This is a genomic window from Thalassobellus sediminis (genome assembly GCF_044386045.1).
GTDB classification, from domain to species: domain Bacteria; phylum Bacteroidota; class Bacteroidia; order Flavobacteriales; family Flavobacteriaceae; genus Thalassobellus; species Thalassobellus sediminis.
On sequence record NZ_JBISCD010000040.1, the window covers coordinates 847,208 to 867,516 of the forward strand.

The window sequence follows — 20,309 nt, forward strand, 5'->3', positions numbered from 1 at the left end:
TTATATCATTTTATTTTGCAAGAATAGGTGCTTTTTTGCTTCTTCCCCATGCAATAAATAAGGCAATAGCCATGATAATTATAGTCATTCCAATAGCTGAATATTCACCTCTTGAAATATGAAAAACAGTTGCTAAAAGCATAACCAAAGCAAGACCTCTAGCAGCCCAAACTGTTAAAAATGGTTTTTTACGAAGCAAAGCAGGAAGTAATAAACCAATACCGCCAAGTAATTCACTAATACCAATAAAACGGATTAAACCAGCAGGGTATTCTGTTACCCAAGGTAATGATTGTGCTATAGCTTCTATAGGTTGAAAAGCTTTCATCATACCTGCCATAATAAACATTGCTGCTAATAGTGCTTGAGCAACCCATAATCCAATATGGATTGCTTTGTTGTTTTTTTGATTTGTCATTTCTTTAAATTTTATTAAATAGAATGACGCAAAGTTGAGGTAGAAAGGTTTAATTAAAAATAAGATACCTTAAGAAATGAATTGGTGCTTATTTTTTTGTTATTTTTCGTCTTATATCACTCAAATATTCCGGTGTAACACCAATATAAGACGCTATGAGTTTAAGTGGTAGGCGTTGTACTAATGTAGGGTAAGTTTCTGTAAAATTTAGATAGCGCTGTTCTGCTGTGGCACTTAAAAGACCTATGACTCTTTTGTTGTTAGCAATCATGTTATTTATTGACTTAGTCGTCAATTCTATTAAAGTTTCTTTTGGTAAATCTGAAAAATCACCAAAAGCCGATTTTGAAATTAATGAAACCACACTGTCTTCAATAGCTTCAATAAAAACTAAGGCAGGGACTTGGTTGGCGAAACTATCTAAATCTGTAATCATCCAATCTTCTGGAGCAAATTGTAATATATGTTCTTTTCCTGAATTATCTATAGTGTAGCTTTTTAGGCATCCACTTTTAACGAAATAACCATGTTTAATAATATCTCCTTGTTTTAAAAGAATCTCTCCTTTAGTTACTTTTTTTATATTGTTGTGATTAATGATTTTCATTTTTAGCTTGCAGAGAATGAATAAAGAAGATTTATGTATTATAGATTTTAATGCTGTTGAACGAAGTTATTATTTTTTATGATAAAGTCAAGTTTGATAGGCAATAATATTTTGTTAATAACCCATTTTTATTTTAACATTTTTCAATATAAATTATGACTAATTTTAAAGAGCTACTCAAACAGCAAACAATCTTTAATTTTACTACAATGAACCCAAAATCTATCATAAAAGGGCGTGGTGCGCAACGTAATGTGCACAATCGTTTTTTTCAATTAAGTCATGAAATGCGTGACGATTTTTTAGAATTCTGCCAAAAAGAAGGGGAAGCGATAGATAGAAACAAAACCTTATACTTAGATGTTTTTCCTAAAACTATAGTCAATAAAGTGCAGAGTCCAGATGTTGGCATGCAGTATTCAATGAATGCTTATCAAGGATGTGAACACGGTTGTATTTATTGTTATGCACGTAATAGTCATGAATTTTGGGGTTATAGTGCGGGTTTAGATTTTGAGCGACGTATTATGGTAAAAAAAGATGCACCAAAATTATTAGAAGCACTATTAAAAAAGAAAAGTTGGCAAGCGCAAACCATAGTTATGTCTGGAAATACTGATTGTTACCAACCTGCCGAAAAGCAATTTGAAATTACGCGCCAGTGTTTAGAAGTGTTTTTAAAATACAAGCATCCGGTTGCTATAATAACAAAGAACGCTTTAATTTTAAGAGATTTAGATCTTTTAAAAGCCTTGGCTAAGGATAATTTGATTGCTGTAAATATGTCTATTACATCTTTATCGGAAGATACTAGGCGTATTTTAGAACCTAGAACAGCTACTATTAAAAGAAGGTTAGAAACTGTTAAGGTTTTAAGTGACAATGGAATTCCTGTTAATGTAATGTTGGCGCCTATTATACCGTCAATAAATAGTCATGAAATTTTACCTTTAGCAAAAGCGGCTTCAGATTATGGCGCTTTATCTATTGCGCATACTATTGTTAGATTAAATGGTGCAATTGGTGAGATTTTTTCAGATTGGATTCATAAAACAATGCCAGATCGTGCTGAAAAAGTATTACATCAAATTGAAAGTTGTCATGGCGGAAACTTAAATGATTCCAGATATGGTTCTAGAATGCGTGGAGAAGGTAAAATTGCTGAACAAATTAACAGTTTAGTAAAATTAGCTAGATAAAAATATTTTAAAAATAAAGGCATTCCAAAGCTTAATTGCGATTTGCATGAACCTTTTAAACAAGGACAGTTACGGTTGTTTTTAGAGTAAAAAAGGTGAGCAAATAATGCTCACCTTTTTAGGTTACTGTTGTTAGTCATTTTTAATTAATAATTTTTGTAAATTTTCTATCATCTAGATAGCAAACCATTTTGTATTTTCCTTTTTCTAAACCAACTAGTTTGTATGCTCTTTTAATATCTTTTGTGTTTTTAATTTTTTCAGAATATACAAGTTCTGAATCTGAAGAAAAATTAGAGTTTGAATAAAAGATTTCTACTTTAAAAGATTCATTATTCAATGCAAGTTGAGTTAGGTAAACTAAATTGCCCACGACTCTAGTAAAAGGTTTAAAAATTATTTTTTCCTTTTCTTTATCAAATACAACATGACTTGATTTTACAGAGAAAGGAATAGTGTCTATTTCCATATCTTTTTCTAATTCAAAAACATATATGCCATCAGGAAGCGATGTTAAATCAAATCCTTTTGTGTATGTTCCTTGTTTCTGAATAAGTTCTTTATATAGTATGATTCCGTTATCATCTTTAATAGATAATAGGTTCCCTTCTTTTACATTGTAAAAAGTAAGTGAGGTTCTGTCAGCATCATTTTTAACTGTAACTGATGCTTCATTTGCGAAACTTAACAAGGTAGCTAGCATAGTTACCATTAAGATTCCTTTTTTTGTGTTTTTAATTACGTTTTTCATAATTTGGAGTTTTTAATAACGTTCAACACTACAAATTTAAAACAGTTTTTTATTTTGTAAAACATTGATTTTGATGTATTTATATGGTATTTTATCTGTTATTTTTACATCATATTTCTGTTAATTAAATAATCATATTTTTGGGTTAATAGAACATATTTTTAAGAAGCTGATGATTCTGTAATAAGAATAATTAGTTTTAATAAATTATTAAATAGTATAATGAGGAAGAATTTAATTCTGAAGAAAAAATATAAATTAAAAGCCTTGTTTTAATTATAATAGAAAGAGAGAATATATTGCAAAAAAAAGTGGGCCACCACAGCCCACTTTACCAACTAAACTAAATAAGACATTAAACTAATTATTAATGAATTTTGTAAACTCTTTACCATTAGAGTTGAATACTATTTTAAAGTTTCCTTTTTTTAATCTGTAAGCAAGATCTATTGCTTGAAGACCTTCTACTTTTTGAGTGTATACTAATTCTGAGCTACCATTTAATTCAGAATAAATACTAACATTTAAAGGCTCTAAATTTGGAGCTAATTTTGAAATAAGAACTAAATCGCCTTTTTGTCTTAAATAAGGTTTGAAAATTGAAGTTTCTTCTTCTTTATTAAATACAACACTATTAGAACTAACAGTAAAAGGGATGGTATTAATTTCCATGTCTTTATCAACTTCAAAGAAATAATCTCCGCTTGGAAGTGCAGTTAAATCGAAGCCTTTTTTATATGTTCCACTAAATTTTATTAATTCTTTATAAAGTACAATACCATTATAATCTTTAATAGTTAATAAATCTCCTTGTGATACATTGTTAATGGTTAATGCTGTTTCCTTATAAGTGTTTTTAATGCTATTAGGAATTTCGTTTGCGATACTTAGCATTGTAGTAAATACTGTTACTAATAGAATGCTTTTTTTAATTACATTTTTCATGATTTGGATTTTTTAACGTTCAACACTACAAAGTTATATGAGAACGCGACCTTAGAAAACATCCATTTTGGCTAATTTGTATGCTAAATTATCTGTTAAATTTACGTTAACACTAAGTAAAGGTAATATAGCATATATTGTGGTAAATTTTTAATATAAATGGTTGTAATTGATGTTCTTTCTATTTTAAAAAGTATGCTTGTTTAATCTAAATTTATTGGAAAATAGGTGAATTATACTAAACCGTTACTTATTTAGATATGATAGCTGATTAAGTCTAGGTATTTTTTAAGAATATTTTATAATGTCACGATCGATTTATTTAGAATTTAGTTTATTTAAAATTAGGGCAAAAAAAAGTGAGCCACCACAGCTCACTTTACCAACTAAACTAAATAAGACATTAAACTAAATTATTAATGAATATTGTAAACTCTTTATTATCAGAGTAATTATATGTTTTTCTAATTATTTAAGTTTTAATATATCGTATAATTTTAATATATATATATCTAAATGTTTTACGATATCAGATATTACTTTTAATCTGCAAGACAAAATTACAGCAGAAGTAGGTTATAAAAAACATCAAATTTGACCAATTTATATGCTATATTACCTGTTAACTAAATGTTAAATGAATGTTATGATAAAATAACACACAATTCAGGTAATAAATGATACGTTTTCCTAGTTATATATTGTAATTTTGTATTATAATAGATTTGTTATGATTAATAAAAAACCAACTTTTAGGAAACTTACCCCAAGTTTCGGAAGTTCTATATTAGTTAAGCAACATATAGATACCGTAGATAAGGATGGTGCATATTGGCATTTTCATCCAGAATTGGAACTTATTTATATTAACAAAGGGCAAGGAAAAACACATATAGGAAATCATTTATCTTATTTTAATAATAGTCAACTTATATTAATAGGTTCTAATTTACCTCATAATGGTTTCACAGATAGATTAACTGCAAACGGTACAGAGACTACGATACAGTTTAGATCTAATTTTTTAGGAGATGACTTTCTAACTGTTCCAGAAATGGGGCCTATTGTGGCTTTATTTGAAAGGGCAAAGAAGGGCATTCGTTTTAAAGTTGATACTAAAAAGAAAATTGGGTCTAAAATTGAAAAACTTTCAGAGTGTGATGGACTTAAGCGTGTGTTAAAATTTTTAGATATATTGAATTATTTGGCAAAAACAGATGACTATTCATTACTTAATGCAGATGGTTTTGCTTTTGAAACTGAAGCTCAAGATAGTTCTAAAGTAGATGTTATTTTTAAATATGTTAACAAGAACTTTCAAAAACACATTACTTTAGATGAAATTGCAAGTGAAGTAAGTATGACAGTTCCAGCATTTTGTCGTTATTTTAAGAAAGCAACAGGAAAGACATTTACACAATTAGTAAATGAGTATCGTGTGGTGCATGCTACAAAGTTGCTTAATGAAAGCCAAATGAGTATTGCTGATGTTTGTTTTGAATGCGGATTTAATAATTTCTCGCATTTTAATAAACAGTTTAATGAAATAACAGGTAAAAGTGCTTCAAATTACCGAAAGGAAATTAAGATGATTATTGGCTAATGCCATCCCATTCTTTATAAAATTGATCTAAGAAATTTAGCATATAGTTATGGCGTTCATTTGCTATTTGTTTTCCAGTTTTGGTATTCATTTTATTTTTTAAAAGCAATAGTTTTTCGTAAAAATGATTAATAGTAGGAGCTGTTGAGTTTTTATACTCCGCTTTACTCATATTAAGATTCGGTTTAATATTAGGGTTGAAAAGTTCTCTGTTTTTAAAACCGCCATAATTAAAGCATCTAGCAATACCAATAGCTCCAATAGCATCTAATCTATCGGCATCCTGAATAACATTTAATTCAGCCGATGTAAATTTTTCTGTTTTACTTTTAGATAAGCTTGATTTAAAAGAAATATTTTCAATAATATTTACAACATGCTCAATAACTAAAGAATCTACATTTAGTTTAAATAAAAATTCGCGTGCAATTTTTGGTCCAATGGTTTCATCGCCATCATAAAACTTACTATCTGCAATATCGTGCAATAATGCACCAAGAGAAACTACAAACTCATCAACAGATTCCTTTTTAGCGATAAGTAATGAATTATTATACACTCTTAGTGTGTGAAACCAATCGTGTCCTCCTTCAGCATTAGCAAGTGTTTCTTTTACAAATGCTTTTGTTTTGTTAATGATGTCTTTTGAGTTTGTCATAGTATAAAAATAAAAATTCCTTTCGGTTAGGAAAGGAATTTTTTAAAGATATAATTTAATATGTTCTAATTATTTTATAATAGCTGGTTCTACCCATTTAAACTGAAAAGAGTTTTCAGGGATTTTCATGCGTTCTGCTATTCGAGTCATTCTAGAAGGGAGTTTCATTAAATAATCTCTTGCTTTTTCAGCTTCATCAGTAAGATTAGAAATTTTATCTATTTCCCAACGCTTAATAAGTTTTTCTAAAATGTCAATATAATCCATTGATGTATAGACACCTATACGTTGTGCGGTATTAGAAAACTCTTCGAAAGCCGAACCTATTTTTCCTCCAGTTTCTCTTAAAAAGTGAGCAGGCATGGTTATTTTTTGTTTCATCATATAATGAAAAGCCATCATCATTTGGCTAGGGTCTACTTCAAAAATACGCTCCACAAATTCTGAGTAAGCATGATGATGTCTCATTTCATCACCAGAAATAATTTTACACATTTTAGAAAGTCGCTTATTGCCTTTGTCTTTAGCTAATTTAGCAACACGATTATGAGATACATAAGTTGCTAATTCTTGAAAACTAGTATAAACAAAGTTTTTATAAGGATCTCTATCGGTACCAATATCAAAGCCATCAGCAATTAAATGTTGTGTTGTAATTTCAATTTCTCTCATATTTACACGACCAGAAAGGTATAAGTACTTGTTAAGTACATCGCCATGTCTGTTTTCCTCTGCAGTCCATTGACGTACCCATTTAGACCATCCTGTTTGTCCGTTTACTTGGTCTACACCTTCAACATCCATTAGCCAAGATTCGTATGTAGGAAGCGCTTCTTCAGTAATCATATCACCTACTAAAACAACCCAAAAATCATAAGGTAATTCTTTTGCTAATTCTCTAATTTCTTTAACTTCTTCAAAAAAGGCATTATCAGTTGTTTCAGAATTTGGCAAAAAATCTGTTGGTTGCCAGATACTCTCAATGGGGATTAAATATTTTTCAACTAATGCGTCAATGTCTTTTTCTAAAAACTGCATCACTTCAAATCTCTTATTCTTTAAAGACATCTTAATATTTTTTAAGGTTTTATATGTTGTGTAATAGTAGTTTCAATACTATTAATAAGTTCTTTATTGTCTGCAAAGGTAGCAACTTTTAAAGGCTTATGCACAGTAAAAGTTATATGAGTGCCTAAACCCATAGGGAATTTACCGTAACGTACTGTTTTCCAGGAGTTGTTTATGGTTATGGGAACAACTAATGCAGATGGAATTTTTTTGAATAAAATTTCTAAACCTTTTGTTTGAAATGGTTTAGGCTCTCCATTTTTACTTCGCGTACCTTCTGGAAAAATAACTGCGGTACGTTTGTTTTTTTCAATATACTCACCAAATTTTATAAGCGCAGGTAAGGATTGTCGTGGATTTTTTCTGTCGATTAAAGCAGCACCTCCATGACGTAAATTATATGATACACTAGGAATGCCTTTTCCTAACTCTATTTTACTAATAAATTTAGGGTGGTATTTACGCATGTACCAAGTAAGTGGGTAAATGTCGTGTAAACTTTGATGGTTTGCCACGAGTATAAGTGGTTGATTAGTGTCAATTTGATGTGGATTATCAAAAGTAAAATGCGTACCTAAAATATTAGCACAACGCATTAATGCAAATTGTAGTGCATCAACACTTACTTTATGAGCTTTATAACCAAATACATTAAAACAGAACCATTGAATAGGATGAAAAATAACAAGTGTTAAAAAAAAACACAGGTAATAAATAATGCTTAAAGGGTAAGACAATAGTTTTTGCATGTCGCAAAAATAAAAAAACCACGATAAAATCATGGTTTTAATTTTTTAATTCCAGTTTTATTGCAAGATATGAGTTCAATATACCGGAGCACAGGTGTTATTTTCGCAGTCTACACTTGTAGGAGGTGTTACAACTGAGCAATCAGAAGCAATATTCCAATCTTTGTTATAAAGGTTTTCTTTTTGGTTATATTCTTCAACTAACATTTCAAGTTGTTCAGTATTTATAGAAGTAGAATAAATCAAATAATTCCATGGGCCACCACAAGGTTTGCTACCAAAAGCAATAAATTTACATTCAAAAGTATCACCACAAATAGAAGCATTGGCCAAATTTTCAATGTCTGTTTTTAATGTGTTTAATTCTTGTTGCTCACTTTCTTGTGTACGAGGAGGAATATCGTCTTCGCATTGTGTAGAAAATAATAATAAGCATAGTGGAAATAAAAAAAAAGTGGATATTGATTTTTTCATCTTATAGCATTTTTTATTAGATGTAAAAATTTAAAAATGGTTGCGTTACTAAACAAAAACCCACGATTTATCGTGGGCTTTTTGTTTATATATATTTAATAGTCTAGCAATGCTCGTTATAAGCATCAACAAGATTTTCTGCAATTAATTCTGCAGGACGCCCTTCAATATGGTGACGCTCTAACATGTGTACCAATTCACCATCTTTAAACAATGCCATACTTGGTGAACTAGGAGGAAACGGTACCATATAACCACGAGCTGCATCAACAGCTTCTCTATCAACACCTGCAAAAACAGTTGTAATATGATCTGGTTTTTTGTTGTTAGCTAAACTCATTCTAGCTCCTGGCCGTGCATTTGCTGCAGCACAACCACAAACCGAGTTTACAACCACAAGTGTAGTGCCTTCTTTTGCTATAGCAGCATCAACCGCTTCTGCAGTATGTAATTCTTCAAAACCAACGTTTGTTAAATCTTCGCGCATTGGTTTTACTAATTCTGCTGGATACATATTTTTAAATTTTTATAATTAACAATTTTTTAGATTACAAAGATACCAATTGTGTAACAATATGGTATAATTATCAACTAACTAATATTATATTTGACGATAAATAAAATTTATACTTACATGAGTTTTTCAAAATGGATAGGGGCCTCTTTAGGCTGGTCGTTTGGTGGTCCTATCGGGGCTATTATTGGTTTAGCATTAGGCAGCGTAGTTGACGCATTAGCCGACGGTAAAGAGCAACCACAAATACGTGGAAGACAAAGAACACAACCACAGCGTAGACCACAAACACAATCGGGCGATTTTGAAGTGAGTTTACTCATATTAGCATCCATCGTTATAAAGGCAGATGGTAAACAAGATCAAAGTGAATTGGATTTTGTGCGTCAGCAATTTGTAAATATGTATGGTAAAGAGCGTGCTAATCGTGCTTTTAAATTGTTTAAAAACATAAGTAATCAGAAAAACATATCTACAAGGCAAGTTTGTTTACAAATTAAACAGATGATGGATCATCCGTCTCGTTTACAATTGATGCACTTTTTGTTTGGTATTGCAAAAGCAGACGGCACGGTTACTGAAGATGAAGTTAAACAAATTTATACCATAGCAGGTTATTTAGGTATTAGCTCGCGCGATTACGAGAGTATAAAAGCCATGTTTTATAACAGCAGCGATAATGCGTATAAAGTTTTAGAAATTACTAAAAGTGCTACCGTAGATGAAATTAAAAAAGCCTACCGAAAAATGGCTAAAAAGTACCACCCAGATAAAGTGATTCATTTAGGTAAAGAACACCAAAAAGGTGCCGAAGAAAAGTTTAGACAAGTACAAGCTGCTTACGAGCAGTTACAGAAGGAACGTCGGTTTTAACTAACCTCTAATTTATACCCCACACCATGAATATTTACAATATTTATGGTGTTATCATCTTTAAACTTTTTGCGAAGTTTTGAAATAAAAGTATCTAAGCTTCTGTCTACATATACGCCATGGTCTTCCCATATTTCTTTTATCAACGTTTCGCGTTTTATAATCTGGTTTTGGTTTGCACTAAACATAGCCATAAGATCGCATTCTTTTGCTGAGAGTTTTATTTCAATGCTATCTTTAATCAGTTTATTTTGGTCTTTGTAAAACTTATAATTGCCAATTTTAGAATAAGAAGTATCTGTTTGCTTTGTTTTTTCTTCTCGTTTTTTATAAAACAACAAAACACCAACAATTCCTATTAGTATAAATGCGAGTATTAAAAAGATGGTGCTTTTACTTAAAAAAGAGTTGTTTTTAATAAATAATACCTGAATGGTATAACAATCGGTTGGTAAATTTCGTCCTAAACACGGTGTTATATTCTGTTCTTTTAGCTCTTTAATTTGAAAGCTATACGACACCTCTTTGCTGTTGCAGTTAACAACTTCAACAATATATTTTTTTGGTAAATCGGCAGTTTTTAAACTATTACTAATAATGCTTACTAAACTATCCGGAGTAATTAGTAGTTTGTTTTGAAACGCTATTTCATAACGGTTTTCATTTAATTTAGTAATAGGTAGTATTAGCGAAGTAGAATCGTTATTTGCTAATAATATTTTATTACCGGCATCTCTTAAAGCAACCTTTACCATTTCAGAAAAATGATCTTGCGGGTTATTGTTAGTAGATACTAATAATAGAAATACTATAGCAGATAAGATTGGTAGAATTAAGAAAATAGATTTTCGCTTCATAGTAATTTAAAAAGGTAAATAAAGTGAAATTATAAACTTTTTACATCCGTTTCACACTTCTTTCACATTCTTTTTACAATGATTGGTTGCTACATTTCTAGTTTTACTTAAAAAAATAAAGACATGCAAAAAATCATCTTAACATTAGTAACATTTCTATGTTTAACAGTAATAACCGAAGCCCAAAATAATGTCATAAAAATAGATACGACAAAAAGTGTTGTAAAATGGACAGGGTCAAACCTCTTTAAATATAATAAACATAATGGTACCGTAAGGTTTTTAAGTGGGGAGATTATTAAATCGAACGGGACTATCATAGGCGGTAGTTTTGTAATAGACATGAATTCCATTATAAATACCGATGGTAAATACAATGAGATGTTGGTTTCACATTTAAAGAGTAAAGACTTTTTTGATGTAAATAAGCATGCTATTTCAAAGCTAAAAATTTTGAAATTTAAAAGAACGAGTGCTACTGATGTTCTGGTTGAAGCTGAATTAACCATTAAAGGCATTACTAATTATGTTGATTTTAAATCTAAACTTAATATAACAAAAGGAAGATGGGGATTAACTTCAAAATTCTTTATCGATAGAACGCTTTGGGATGTTAAATACGAATCTAAAGGATTGTTTGGCGGTTTAAAAGATGATATTATTTCGGATGCTATAGAATTTGAAGTAATTCTTGAATGGTCAGATAACGATGATGGTTGTTAGTTTTTAATTCAAAATTGCGGTTACAATAATTATTTAGATTTTTGTAAATTGCTTTTTTTTAAATAAAAGCAATGAATAATATCTTCGATCCTAAAGAAACGAATACAGTAATAGAGAGAATTAACAAGTTAACGCCATCTACAAATCCGTTATGGGGAAAAATGAGTGTAGATCAAATGTTAGCGCATTGTAATGTTACTTACGAAATGGCTTTTGAAGATATTCACCCAAAAGCTAGAGGGTTTAAAAAGGTATTGCTAAAATTATTTGTAAAGCCTATAGTTGTTAGCGAGAAGCCATATAAGAGAAATTCTAGAACAGCGCCTCAGTTTTTAATTGCAGATGCTAAAAATTTTGTTGAAGAAAAAGGAAGATTAACAGACTATTTAAAGAAAGCTGAAAGTTTAGGAGAAAGTCATTTTGATGGCAAAGAATCACATTCCTTTGGCAAGTTAACTAAGCAAGAATGGAATAACATGTTTTATAAACATTTAGACCATCATTTAAGTCAGTTTGGGGTTTAATTAGAAATAAAAAGGGATAAAAAAACCAACTAATTTAATTAGTTGGTTTTTTATTTTTAAGTAAAAAAATTTTATAGAGACAATTCTTCTTTACTAGTATATACTTTCGTATCGTTGTCTTTATCAAAGATCATAACTATTTTATTGTCATCATTTAAATAAACAGATGCTAATTTCCAACCGTCAGTTTCAGATGCTTCTAATAAACATTTGCGTACATCAGGATTGTTTAGGTTTAATTGCGAATTTTTAATTGTATCAGCTTTTGCATTAAAAGAAAGTAAAAGCGTAGCAGCTACTGCTAATAATTGTAATTTTTTCTTCATAGATTTTATGTTTAGGGGTTTAAAATATAAACCCAAGATTAAAACATATTCTATTAATTTTGAAAAATAATGGTTGAGTGTTCGTTATTTACCGTTAAATCAACAGTTTTACCCAAAACTAAAGCCCGATTATCTTTCTCGTGTCCTGCATGCATGTTAAAAGCTACAGGAAAATCGTATTCTGCTAAAACGTCTAAAATAAGTTGTTCAATAGAAGACCCCCAAGGTGTTGTATTTCTCTTAATTTTGGTCATATCGCCAATAATAACACCTTTACAATTTTCAAAATAGCCTGCACGTTTTAAACTTTGTAGTAACCGGTCAATATGATATTTATATTCACCAATTTCTTCAATAAATAAGATTTTTCCAGAGGTATCCATGCTCGTTTTAGAACCTAACATGGTTTGTAATATCGATAGGTTACCTCCAATTAATTTGCCAGTAGCCGTTCCTGTTTTATTATAGTTAGAACCTTTTAAAGCATAAGTTAAAGGATTTCCAAAAAGCGCTTTTTTAAAGGTTGAAATAGTTTCTTTAATAGTTTCTGCATCATCTTGTAAGCTGGTACACATCATGGCGTGTAAGCTCTCAAAACCTTCGTTATGAATTTGACTGTGAAGTGCTGTAATATCAGAATAACCAATAACCCATTTCGGATTCTTTCTAAATTTATTGTAATCTAATTTATCTAAAATTCTAACCGCACCGTAACCGCCACGTGCACACCAAATAGCACTAATTTTGGGGTCGTCTAAGGCATTTTGAAAATCTTCACAACGCTCATCGTCGGTTCCTGCAAAATGATTGGCTTGGTTAAAAACATGCTTTCCAACTACAGCATGTAAGCCCCAACTTTTTAAGAGAGCTTTTGCTTTTTCAACTTCGCCAATTCTGTTTTTTAAAATACCAGAAGGAGCAACAATGGCAACAGTATCGCCTGCTTTTAAGTAAGGAGGTTGTATCAATGTACTAGTTTTATTTAATGATATGTTTTGAGCTGAAATATGAGTTATTCCAAAGAAAAAAACAACTAAAAACAATATTGAGGTTAATGAGATTTTCGACATAATGTAAATGTACATTTTTTTAGTGAAATTCTATTTCGAAAAGTTTGAAAGACGAATTCAAAATAGTTGATGGAACTAATCCTGCTTTTTTCTTGGGGTTTTTTTGTTTCATACTTTTTATTTTCCAATTCGAAGTCAAAATGCGTACTTTTACGGCTTGAAAAAGAACCGTTATTCTAAGTGAAGCGCGGTAATTGTTGAAATTAAATTTAGATTGATGAATAAGCCAAAAAGATATACCATTACCACTGCTTTACCGTATACAAACGGACCCATTCATATTGGGCATTTAGCTGGTGTTTACGTTCCTGCCGATATTTATGCACGTTATTTACGTTTAACAGGAAACGATGTATTGCTTATTGGTGGAAGTGATGAACACGGTGTGCCAATTACTATTAAGGCAAAAAACGAAGGAGTAACACCTCAAGATATTGTAGATAAATATCATGCTATTATTAAAACATCGTTTGAGGATTTTGGAATTACGTATGATAATTATTCGCGTACATCGGCAAAAATTCATCATGATACCGCTTCAGAATTCTTTACAACATTATATGATAAAGGTGAGTTTATAGAAGAAACTACCGAGCAATTATACGATGCCGCAGCAAATCAGTTTTTAGCAGATCGCTTTGTGGTTGGTACTTGTCCAAAATGTGGCAATGAAGAAAGTTATGGCGACCAATGTGAAAATTGCGGAACAAGCCATAATGCTACTGATTTAATAAACCCTAAATCGGCATTAACAGGTAATGTACCAACTTTAAAGCAAACAAAACACTGGTTTTTACCTTTAGATAAACACGAAGCCTTTTTAAAAGAATGGATTTTAGAAGGACATAAAAAAGATTGGAAACCTAATGTTTACGGACAATGTAAATCGTGGATAGATGATGGCTTGCGTCCGCGTGCAGTAACTAGAGATTTAGATTGGGGTATTCCTGTGCCAGCAGAAGGTGGCGAAGGCAAAGTATTATACGTTTGGTTTGATGCGCCTATTGGTTATATATCATCTACCAAAGAATGGGCAGCGCGCGAAGGCAAAGATTGGGAGCCGTATTGGAAAGATGAAGATACTAAATTAGTACACTTTATAGGGAAAGATAATATTGTATTTCACTGTATCATTTTCCCTGCGATGTTAAAAGCAGAAGGGTCTTATATTTTACCAGAAAATGTGCCAGCAAATGAGTTTTTAAATTTAGAAGGTAATAAGCTTTCTACCTCTAAAAATTGGGCTGTTTGGTTACCAGAATATTTAAAAGATTTTCCAGGACAGCAAGATGTGTTACGATACGCATTAAACTCTAATGCCCCTGAAACTAAGGATAACGATTTTACTTGGAAAGATTTTCAAGCAAGAAATAACAATGAGTTAGTTGCCATTTTCGGGAACTTTATTAATCGTGTAGTCGTATTAACTAACAAATATTACGAAGGCATTGTACCAACACCAAGTGAGTTAACTCAAGTAGATGAAGAAACTTTGGCAGCTGTAAAAGCATATCCAAATGTTATAGCAAGTTCTATTGAGCGTTACCGATTTAGAGAAGCAGGGCAAGAGTTAATGAATTTAGCCCGCTTAGGTAATAAATATTTAGCCGATGCTGAACCTTGGAAAGTAGTTAAAGTAGATGAGGCACGTGCAAAAACAATTATGTATGTGGCACTTCAAATAGCATCTGCTCTTGCAACGTTAAGCGAGCCGTTTTTACCGTTTACGTCTACAAAACTTAAAGGAATATTGAATGTTAGTTCAAGTGATTCAACACAGGATAATTGTATTGAGAACACTTGGAATGAAGTAACTACAAAAGACGTGTTACTTCCAGTGGGTCACAAAATAGAAAAAGCAGAATTACTGTTTTCTAAAATAGAAGATGAAACCATACAAAAACAACTAGATAAATTGGAAGCTAGTAAAAAAGCAAACGAAATTGCTAATGCTGTTGTAGAACCTCAAAAAGACACTATAACTTTTGATGATTTTACAAAGTTAGATATTCGTGTGGGAACTATTTTGGAAGCCGAAAAAATGCCGAAAGCTAAAAAACTACTAGTTTTAAAAGTAGACACTGGTATTGATGTACGCACCATTGTTTCTGGTATTGCTGAAAGCTTTACTGCCGAAGAAGTAGTAGGTAAGCGTGTTACTGTTTTAGTGAATTTAGCACCAAGAGCTTTAAGAGGTGTTGAAAGTGAAGGTATGATTTTAATGACTGAAACATCAGATGGTAAATTGGTGTTTGTAAATCCAGATGACGCTAATGTTGGTAACGGGTTACAGGTGAGTTAATCGCTCGTTATTAATGTCTATGCCGTTTATAGGTACATAAAGTGTTAATCTTTTTTTAATAATTATATTGTCGTTAAAAAGTGACTCTTTTATTAACCACGTGTCTTATTTTTGAATAAAAAGACTTTCGTGTAAATCATAATGATAAAAGCATTGAAAGAGAACTGAAAAGTCATATATTCAATTATAACAAAATAAATCAAAAATTTATGAAACAATTATTCATTTTACTATTTACAATTAGTTTGGTGTCTTGCGGAACTTCTAAAACCATTAGAACATCTAAAAAAGTTATTAAAGGAGAATGGACATTAAACTCTATAACTTATAGCCAAGGAGGGGAATATAATTCAACGTTGTTTAATGATGCTTCAAGCGAATGTTTTGAAGGTAGTACATGGAAATTTATTCCTAATAATAATACAGGAGTTTATACTCTTAGTGATGGAAACTGCTCAATAGATGAAAGACATTTTATATTTGCTATAAAAGAGGTTAATGAGGAAACAGGTCTTTATGATTTTACACTTAAACCTACAGATGAAAAATATAATTCAGTAACAAATCATGGTTATAGATTAAAGCTTTCTTCATTAACAAAGACCACAATGCAATGGCAACAATTTGTAAGTGTAGCGGGTAGTTCGTTGACAATGGATATGAATTTTATAAAACAATAATATGAAAACATTAATAAATAAAATAGGAGTTATTATTTTAGTACTTGTATTAACTGTAAGTTTAACAAACTGTGGGGCTGTACAAAATGCAAACAACAAACAAAAAGGCGCAGTTATTGGTGCTACTGGAGGCGCTATTTTAGGCGCTATTCTTGGAAACAATATAGGTAAAGGCGGTAATGGTGAATTAGGAGCTGTTATTGGTGGTGTTATTGGAGGCGGAGCAGGTGTGCTTATTGGAAATAAAATGGATAAGCAAGCTCAAGAAATCGAAAATGAAATTCCTGGTGCTCAAGTAGAGCGTGTAGATAATGGTATTGTAGTAACTTTTGATGAAAGCAGTGGGGTGTATTTTGATACCAATAAATTTAATATAAATATAGCATCTCAAACGACATTAAATAAACTTGTTGCTGTGTTTAAAGAATACCCAGATACTAATATTTTAGTTGTTGGACATACCGATAGCCAAGGCTCAGAAGAATATAATATGACGCTTTCTAAAAATAGAGCGAATGCTGTAACTAATTATTTATCAGATAACGGTATTTATCAAACGCGTTTAACTACCAACTGGTTTGGAGAAACACAACCAGTTTATGATAATGCAACAGCAGAAGGACGTGCTAAAAACAGACGTGTTAATATTGCTATTTTACCAAACGAAAAAATGGTAGAAGATGCTAAAGCACAAGCAGGAAATTAAAATAAGGTGTAAATTATATAAACCCCATTTTCAAAATAATTTTCGAAAATGGGGTTTTTTTTGCTCTGTTTTAATATAAATTATCTAGCTATGGTTTTAGTGCGTTTAAATATTTCATTAACTTTACAAAAAGCAATATTATGTTATCAAAAACCATAGAAAAATCACTTAATAATCAAATAAGAATTGAAGCGGAGTCTTCTCAAATATACCTTGCTATGGCCTGTTGGGCAGAAGTTAAAGGTTTAGAAGGTGTTGCTGGGTTTATGTACGATCAATCTGATGAAGAGCGCGCTCATATGTTAAAGCTTGTAAAGTTTGTTAATGAACGTGGAGGTCATGCAAAAATTTCACAATTAGCTGCGCCTCATGTTACTTTTAATTCTTTTAAAGAAATGTTCGAAGAGCTTTTTAAGCATGAAGTATTTGTTTCAGAAAGTATCAATGAGTTAGTGCATATAACACTTCAAGAAAAAGACTATGCAACACATAACTTTTTACAATGGTATGTCTCTGAACAAATTGAAGAAGAAGCTGTTGCTCGAACGATTCTTGATAAAATAAATCTTATTGGTGACGATAAAGGTGGCCTGTACTTATTTGATAGAGATATTCAACAACTAACAGTTAGTTCTGCGTCTGTTGATAATCCGCAATAAAGTTTAACAATTAATCTTATTTAGATTTAATAAAAATAACTTATTTTTGCCTTGTTATCAAAATATTAGATTCTGTTTTGGGCAAAAAGAAGAAGAAAAAAGCAATTAAAGAGTTACAACGCATTGGTATTATTACTACTAATAAAGTAAAAACGAGTTGTTGTAAAAAATTTAAAAAAGGCGAGAACAAACGTTGTAAAAAATGCCCGTGTTTCGATTTGTTAAAAAAAGTTGCTTAACAATTACAGTAATTTTAAATTAAAATATAAATTAGACCTATCAAGAAAATTTGATAGGTTTTTTTCTTTAAAACAGCATGATAAAATTTATAGTTTCCAATACACAACTACCAGAGCAATCTGTAAAAAATACGATTGTATTACTTAATGAAGATTGTACGATTCCGTTTATTTCTCGTTATCGAAAAGAAGCTACAGGTAATTTAGATGAGGTTCAAATAGGAGATATTGTAAAGTTTAAGGAACAATATGAAGCTTTAGAAAAGCGTAAAAAAGCGATTTTAAAAGCTTTGGAAGAACAAGCTGTTTTAACACCAGAATTACAACAGAAAATAGAAACGGTTCAAGATTTAATAGCGTTAGAAGATTTATACTTACCCTATAAAAAGAGTCGAAAAACGAAAGCTGAAAAAGCACGACAAAACGGATTGGAGCCTTTGGCAAAAATAATCATGTCTCAAAATGCAAATGATGTCGAGTCTATTGCGTTTAAATATGTAAAAGGAACTGTTAATTCGGTTGATGAAGCTTTAGAGGGCGCGCGCCATATTATTGCCGATTGGATAAATGAGCGTACCGATATTCGAAATAATATACGTCGCCAATTAGAGCGTTTTGCTATGATTTCCACGAAAGTGATAAAAACAAAAGCAGACGATGAAAAAGCTCAAAAATTTAGAGATTATTTTGATTGGGAAGAAAGCTTAAATAGAATACCGTCACACCGCTTACTAGCTATTTTAAGAGCTGAAAAAGAAGGTTTTATTAGAGTTAAAATTTCTATTGATGATGATCGTGCTTTAGATAACATGGAAAGGCGTATTATTAAAAGTAATAACGCTTGCGCGGAACAAATTGAAATAGCCATTAAAGATGCATACAAACGCTTATTATTACCGTCATTAAGTAATGAAGCTTTGCAAATAACAAAAGATAAAGCTGATGAATCTGCGATAACCGTTTTTGCAAAAAATTTAAAACAACTGTTGTTAGGATCTCCATTAGGTGAAAAACGTGTTTTAGCTATTGATCCTGGTTTTAGAACAGGCTGTAAAGTAGTTTGTTTAGACGCACAAGGGCAATTAAAATATAACGAAACTATTTACCCGCATCCACCAAAAAGTGATAGTGTTGGTGCGATGAAAAAAATAAGCTCCTTAGCTGATGCTTATAAAATTGAAGCCATTGCCATTGGAAACGGCACAGCATCACGAGAAACAGAAGCACTTATAAAAAAGATTCATTTTAAAAATGAAGTTCAAGTGTTTGTAGTAAGCGAAGCCGGAGCCAGTATTTATTCGGCATCAAAAATTGCGCGTGAAGAATTTCCAGATTACGATGTTACGGTTCGTGGCTCGGTATCTATTGGAAGACGATTACAAGACCCATTAGCAGAATTGGTGAAAATTGATGCCAAATCTATTGGAGTAGGGCAATATCAACATGATGTCGACCAAACCAAGCTTCAAAAGCAATTAGATGTTGTGGTAGAAAACTGTGTAAATGCGGTTGGTGTAAATATAAACACGGCAAGCAAGCCGTTGTTAAGTTCTGTTTCAGGTATTGGTCCAAAATTAGCAGAAAATATTTTTAATTACCGGAATGAAAATGGTGTTTTTACATCCAGAAAAGACATAAAAAAGGTGCAGCGTTTAGGGGGGAAAGCTTTTGAGCAAGGTGCTGCTTTTTTAAGAATAAAAGATGCTAAAAATCCGTTAGATGATTCTGCGGTACATCCAGAAAGTTATCCTATTGTTACAAAAATGGCGAAAGATTTAGGTAAGTCGGTTCAAGATTTAATTGGTAATTCAGACCTTCTTAAAAAAATAGATTTAAAACAGTATTGTACAGCATCTGTTGGTTTACTAACTCTAGAAGATATTATTAAAGAATTAGAAAAACCAGGTTTAGATATTCGTGAACAAGCCAAAGTGTTTACCTTCAATCAGAATATAAAAACCATTAACGATTTACACGAGGGGCAATTACTCCCAGGTATCGTTAATAATATCACCAATTTCGGGTGTTTTGTAGATGTTGGTATTAAAGAAAGCGGATTGATTCACGTTTCAAATTTATCAGATAGTTTTGTAAAAGACGTGAATGAACATGTGAGTTTACATCAACAAATTATAGTAAAAGTTTTGGAAGTAGATGTTGCTCGTAAGCGTATTCAATTGAAGTTGCATAAATAGTTTATACTATGAATATAGAAGCGTACATATTGTATTGTTTATCTAAAAAAGGAGTTAGGAATCCATTACGTTTCTTAAACTTCAAAATGTATTGGTGTTTAAAGTTATAGTGTAAAATGCAATACCGAAACTATTGAAGAGTTAAAGGAGTAATATAATGCCCTGATTT

At 31.2% G+C, this 20,309-nt stretch carries 21 protein-coding genes and 1 pseudogene; 10 read left to right on the forward strand and 12 right to left on the reverse strand.

Going from position 1 to position 20,309, the window contains the following annotated elements:
• Positions 1-10 precede the first annotated feature (10 nt).
• Together ACH5TW_RS10315 and ACH5TW_RS10320 are read right to left on the reverse strand one after the other, a co-directional pair.
• Positions 11-418 (reverse strand): DoxX family protein, encoded by a 408-nt coding sequence (locus ACH5TW_RS10315; RefSeq protein WP_439336420.1) that lies wholly within the window; start codon positions 416-418, stop codon positions 11-13.
• A gap of 88 nt (positions 419-506) precedes the next feature.
• On the reverse strand, positions 507-1,025 hold the full coding sequence (locus ACH5TW_RS10320; protein ID WP_439336421.1) for a Crp/Fnr family transcriptional regulator: 519 nt from the start codon (positions 1,023-1,025) through the stop codon (positions 507-509).
• Between the two features lie 209 nt (positions 1,026-1,234).
• On the opposite strand from ACH5TW_RS10320, the pseudogene ACH5TW_RS10325 reads away from it, so the two are divergent.
• A pseudogene (locus tag ACH5TW_RS10325) lies at positions 1,235-2,314 on the forward strand (PA0069 family radical SAM protein).
• A gap of 52 nt (positions 2,315-2,366) precedes the next feature.
• On the opposite strand, the gene ACH5TW_RS10330 reads toward ACH5TW_RS10325, so the two are convergent.
• Entirely contained in the window at positions 2,367-2,975 is a 609-nt protein-coding gene (locus ACH5TW_RS10330) for a hypothetical protein (protein ID WP_439336422.1), read from the reverse strand.
• 360 nt (positions 2,976-3,335) lie between these two features.
• Positions 3,336-3,920 (reverse strand): hypothetical protein, encoded by a 585-nt coding sequence (locus ACH5TW_RS10335; RefSeq protein ID WP_439336423.1) that lies wholly within the window; start codon positions 3,918-3,920, stop codon positions 3,336-3,338.
• 730 nt (positions 3,921-4,650) lie between these two features.
• On the opposite strand from ACH5TW_RS10335, the gene ACH5TW_RS10340 reads away from it, so the two are divergent.
• Entirely contained in the window at positions 4,651-5,523 is an 873-nt protein-coding gene (locus tag ACH5TW_RS10340; protein WP_439336424.1) for an AraC family transcriptional regulator, read from the forward strand.
• Here the strand turns inward: ACH5TW_RS10340 and ACH5TW_RS10345 are convergent.
• From ACH5TW_RS10345 to ACH5TW_RS10365, 5 genes are all read right to left on the reverse strand, one after another.
• Positions 5,513-6,181 carry an HD domain-containing protein gene (locus ACH5TW_RS10345; protein ID WP_439336425.1) on the reverse strand — a complete coding sequence of 223 codons (669 nt, stop codon included), beginning with the start codon at positions 6,179-6,181 and terminating at the stop codon, positions 5,513-5,515. The two genes, ACH5TW_RS10340 and ACH5TW_RS10345, sit on opposite strands and share 11 nt — an antisense overlap.
• Positions 6,182-6,250: 69 nt before the next feature.
• Complete coding sequence (locus ACH5TW_RS10350) at positions 6,251-7,249, reverse strand: acyl-ACP desaturase (protein WP_439336426.1); 999 nt, start codon at positions 7,247-7,249, stop codon at positions 6,251-6,253.
• Between the two features lie 11 nt (positions 7,250-7,260).
• Entirely contained in the window at positions 7,261-7,998 is a 738-nt protein-coding gene (locus ACH5TW_RS10355; RefSeq protein WP_439336427.1) for a lysophospholipid acyltransferase family protein, read from the reverse strand.
• Positions 7,999-8,073: 75 nt separating this feature from the next.
• On the reverse strand, positions 8,074-8,472 hold the full coding sequence (locus ACH5TW_RS10360) for a hypothetical protein (protein WP_439336428.1): 399 nt from the start codon (positions 8,470-8,472) through the stop codon (positions 8,074-8,076).
• A 103-nt stretch (positions 8,473-8,575) separates the two neighbouring features.
• Positions 8,576-8,986 carry a BrxA/BrxB family bacilliredoxin gene (locus ACH5TW_RS10365; protein WP_439336429.1) on the reverse strand — a complete coding sequence of 137 codons (411 nt, stop codon included), beginning with the start codon at positions 8,984-8,986 and terminating at the stop codon, positions 8,576-8,578.
• A gap of 120 nt (positions 8,987-9,106) precedes the next feature.
• Between ACH5TW_RS10365 and ACH5TW_RS10370 the strand changes: the two genes are divergently transcribed.
• The gene (locus ACH5TW_RS10370; protein ID WP_439336430.1) at positions 9,107-9,859 is read left to right on the forward strand and encodes a TerB family tellurite resistance protein; all 753 of its coding nucleotides are present in this window, start codon (positions 9,107-9,109) and stop codon (positions 9,857-9,859) included.
• Here the strand turns inward: ACH5TW_RS10370 and ACH5TW_RS10375 are convergent.
• A complete protein-coding gene (locus tag ACH5TW_RS10375; protein ID WP_439336431.1) occupies positions 9,856-10,716 on the reverse strand; it encodes a helix-turn-helix domain-containing protein in 861 nt (286 codons plus the stop codon). The genes ACH5TW_RS10370 and ACH5TW_RS10375 overlap by 4 nt on opposite strands.
• Positions 10,717-10,839: 123 nt before the next feature.
• Here ACH5TW_RS10375 and ACH5TW_RS10380 point away from each other — a divergent pair, with 123 nt between their 5' ends.
• Together ACH5TW_RS10380 and ACH5TW_RS10385 are read left to right on the forward strand one after the other, a co-directional pair.
• Positions 10,840-11,439 carry a YceI family protein gene (locus ACH5TW_RS10380; RefSeq protein WP_439336432.1) on the forward strand — a complete coding sequence of 200 codons (600 nt, stop codon included), beginning with the start codon at positions 10,840-10,842 and terminating at the stop codon, positions 11,437-11,439.
• Between the two features lie 71 nt (positions 11,440-11,510).
• Positions 11,511-11,963, forward strand: a complete 453-nt coding sequence (locus tag ACH5TW_RS10385) for a DUF1569 domain-containing protein (RefSeq protein ID WP_439336433.1) — start codon at positions 11,511-11,513, stop codon at positions 11,961-11,963.
• Between the two features lie 71 nt (positions 11,964-12,034).
• On the opposite strand, the gene ACH5TW_RS10390 is transcribed toward ACH5TW_RS10385, so the two are convergent.
• Both ACH5TW_RS10390 and ACH5TW_RS10395 read right to left on the reverse strand, forming a co-directional pair.
• Entirely contained in the window at positions 12,035-12,289 is a 255-nt protein-coding gene (locus ACH5TW_RS10390) for a hypothetical protein (RefSeq protein ID WP_439336434.1), read from the reverse strand.
• A gap of 53 nt (positions 12,290-12,342) precedes the next feature.
• Complete coding sequence (locus tag ACH5TW_RS10395; protein ID WP_439336435.1) at positions 12,343-13,359, reverse strand: S66 peptidase family protein; 1,017 nt, start codon at positions 13,357-13,359, stop codon at positions 12,343-12,345.
• A gap of 217 nt (positions 13,360-13,576) precedes the next feature.
• On the opposite strand from ACH5TW_RS10395, the gene metG reads away from it, so the two are divergent.
• From metG to ACH5TW_RS10420, 5 genes are all read left to right on the forward strand, one after another.
• Positions 13,577-15,661 (forward strand): methionine--tRNA ligase, encoded by a 2,085-nt coding sequence (metG, locus tag ACH5TW_RS10400; protein WP_439336436.1) that lies wholly within the window; start codon positions 13,577-13,579, stop codon positions 15,659-15,661.
• Positions 15,662-15,870: 209 nt separating this feature from the next.
• Positions 15,871-16,341: a lipocalin family protein gene (locus ACH5TW_RS10405; protein ID WP_439336437.1), complete on the forward strand. Its 471-nt coding sequence runs from the start codon at positions 15,871-15,873 to the stop codon at positions 16,339-16,341.
• 1 nt (position 16,342) lies between these two features.
• Positions 16,343-17,047: a YiaD family glycine zipper/OmpA-like lipoprotein gene (locus ACH5TW_RS10410; RefSeq protein ID WP_439336438.1), complete on the forward strand. Its 705-nt coding sequence runs from the start codon at positions 16,343-16,345 to the stop codon at positions 17,045-17,047.
• A gap of 140 nt (positions 17,048-17,187) precedes the next feature.
• Complete coding sequence (locus ACH5TW_RS10415; RefSeq protein WP_439336439.1) at positions 17,188-17,706, forward strand: ferritin; 519 nt, start codon at positions 17,188-17,190, stop codon at positions 17,704-17,706.
• A gap of 316 nt (positions 17,707-18,022) precedes the next feature.
• The gene (locus tag ACH5TW_RS10420) at positions 18,023-20,140 is read left to right on the forward strand and encodes a Tex family protein (protein WP_439336440.1); all 2,118 of its coding nucleotides are present in this window, start codon (positions 18,023-18,025) and stop codon (positions 20,138-20,140) included.
• The last annotated feature ends 169 nt before the right edge of the window (positions 20,141-20,309 follow it).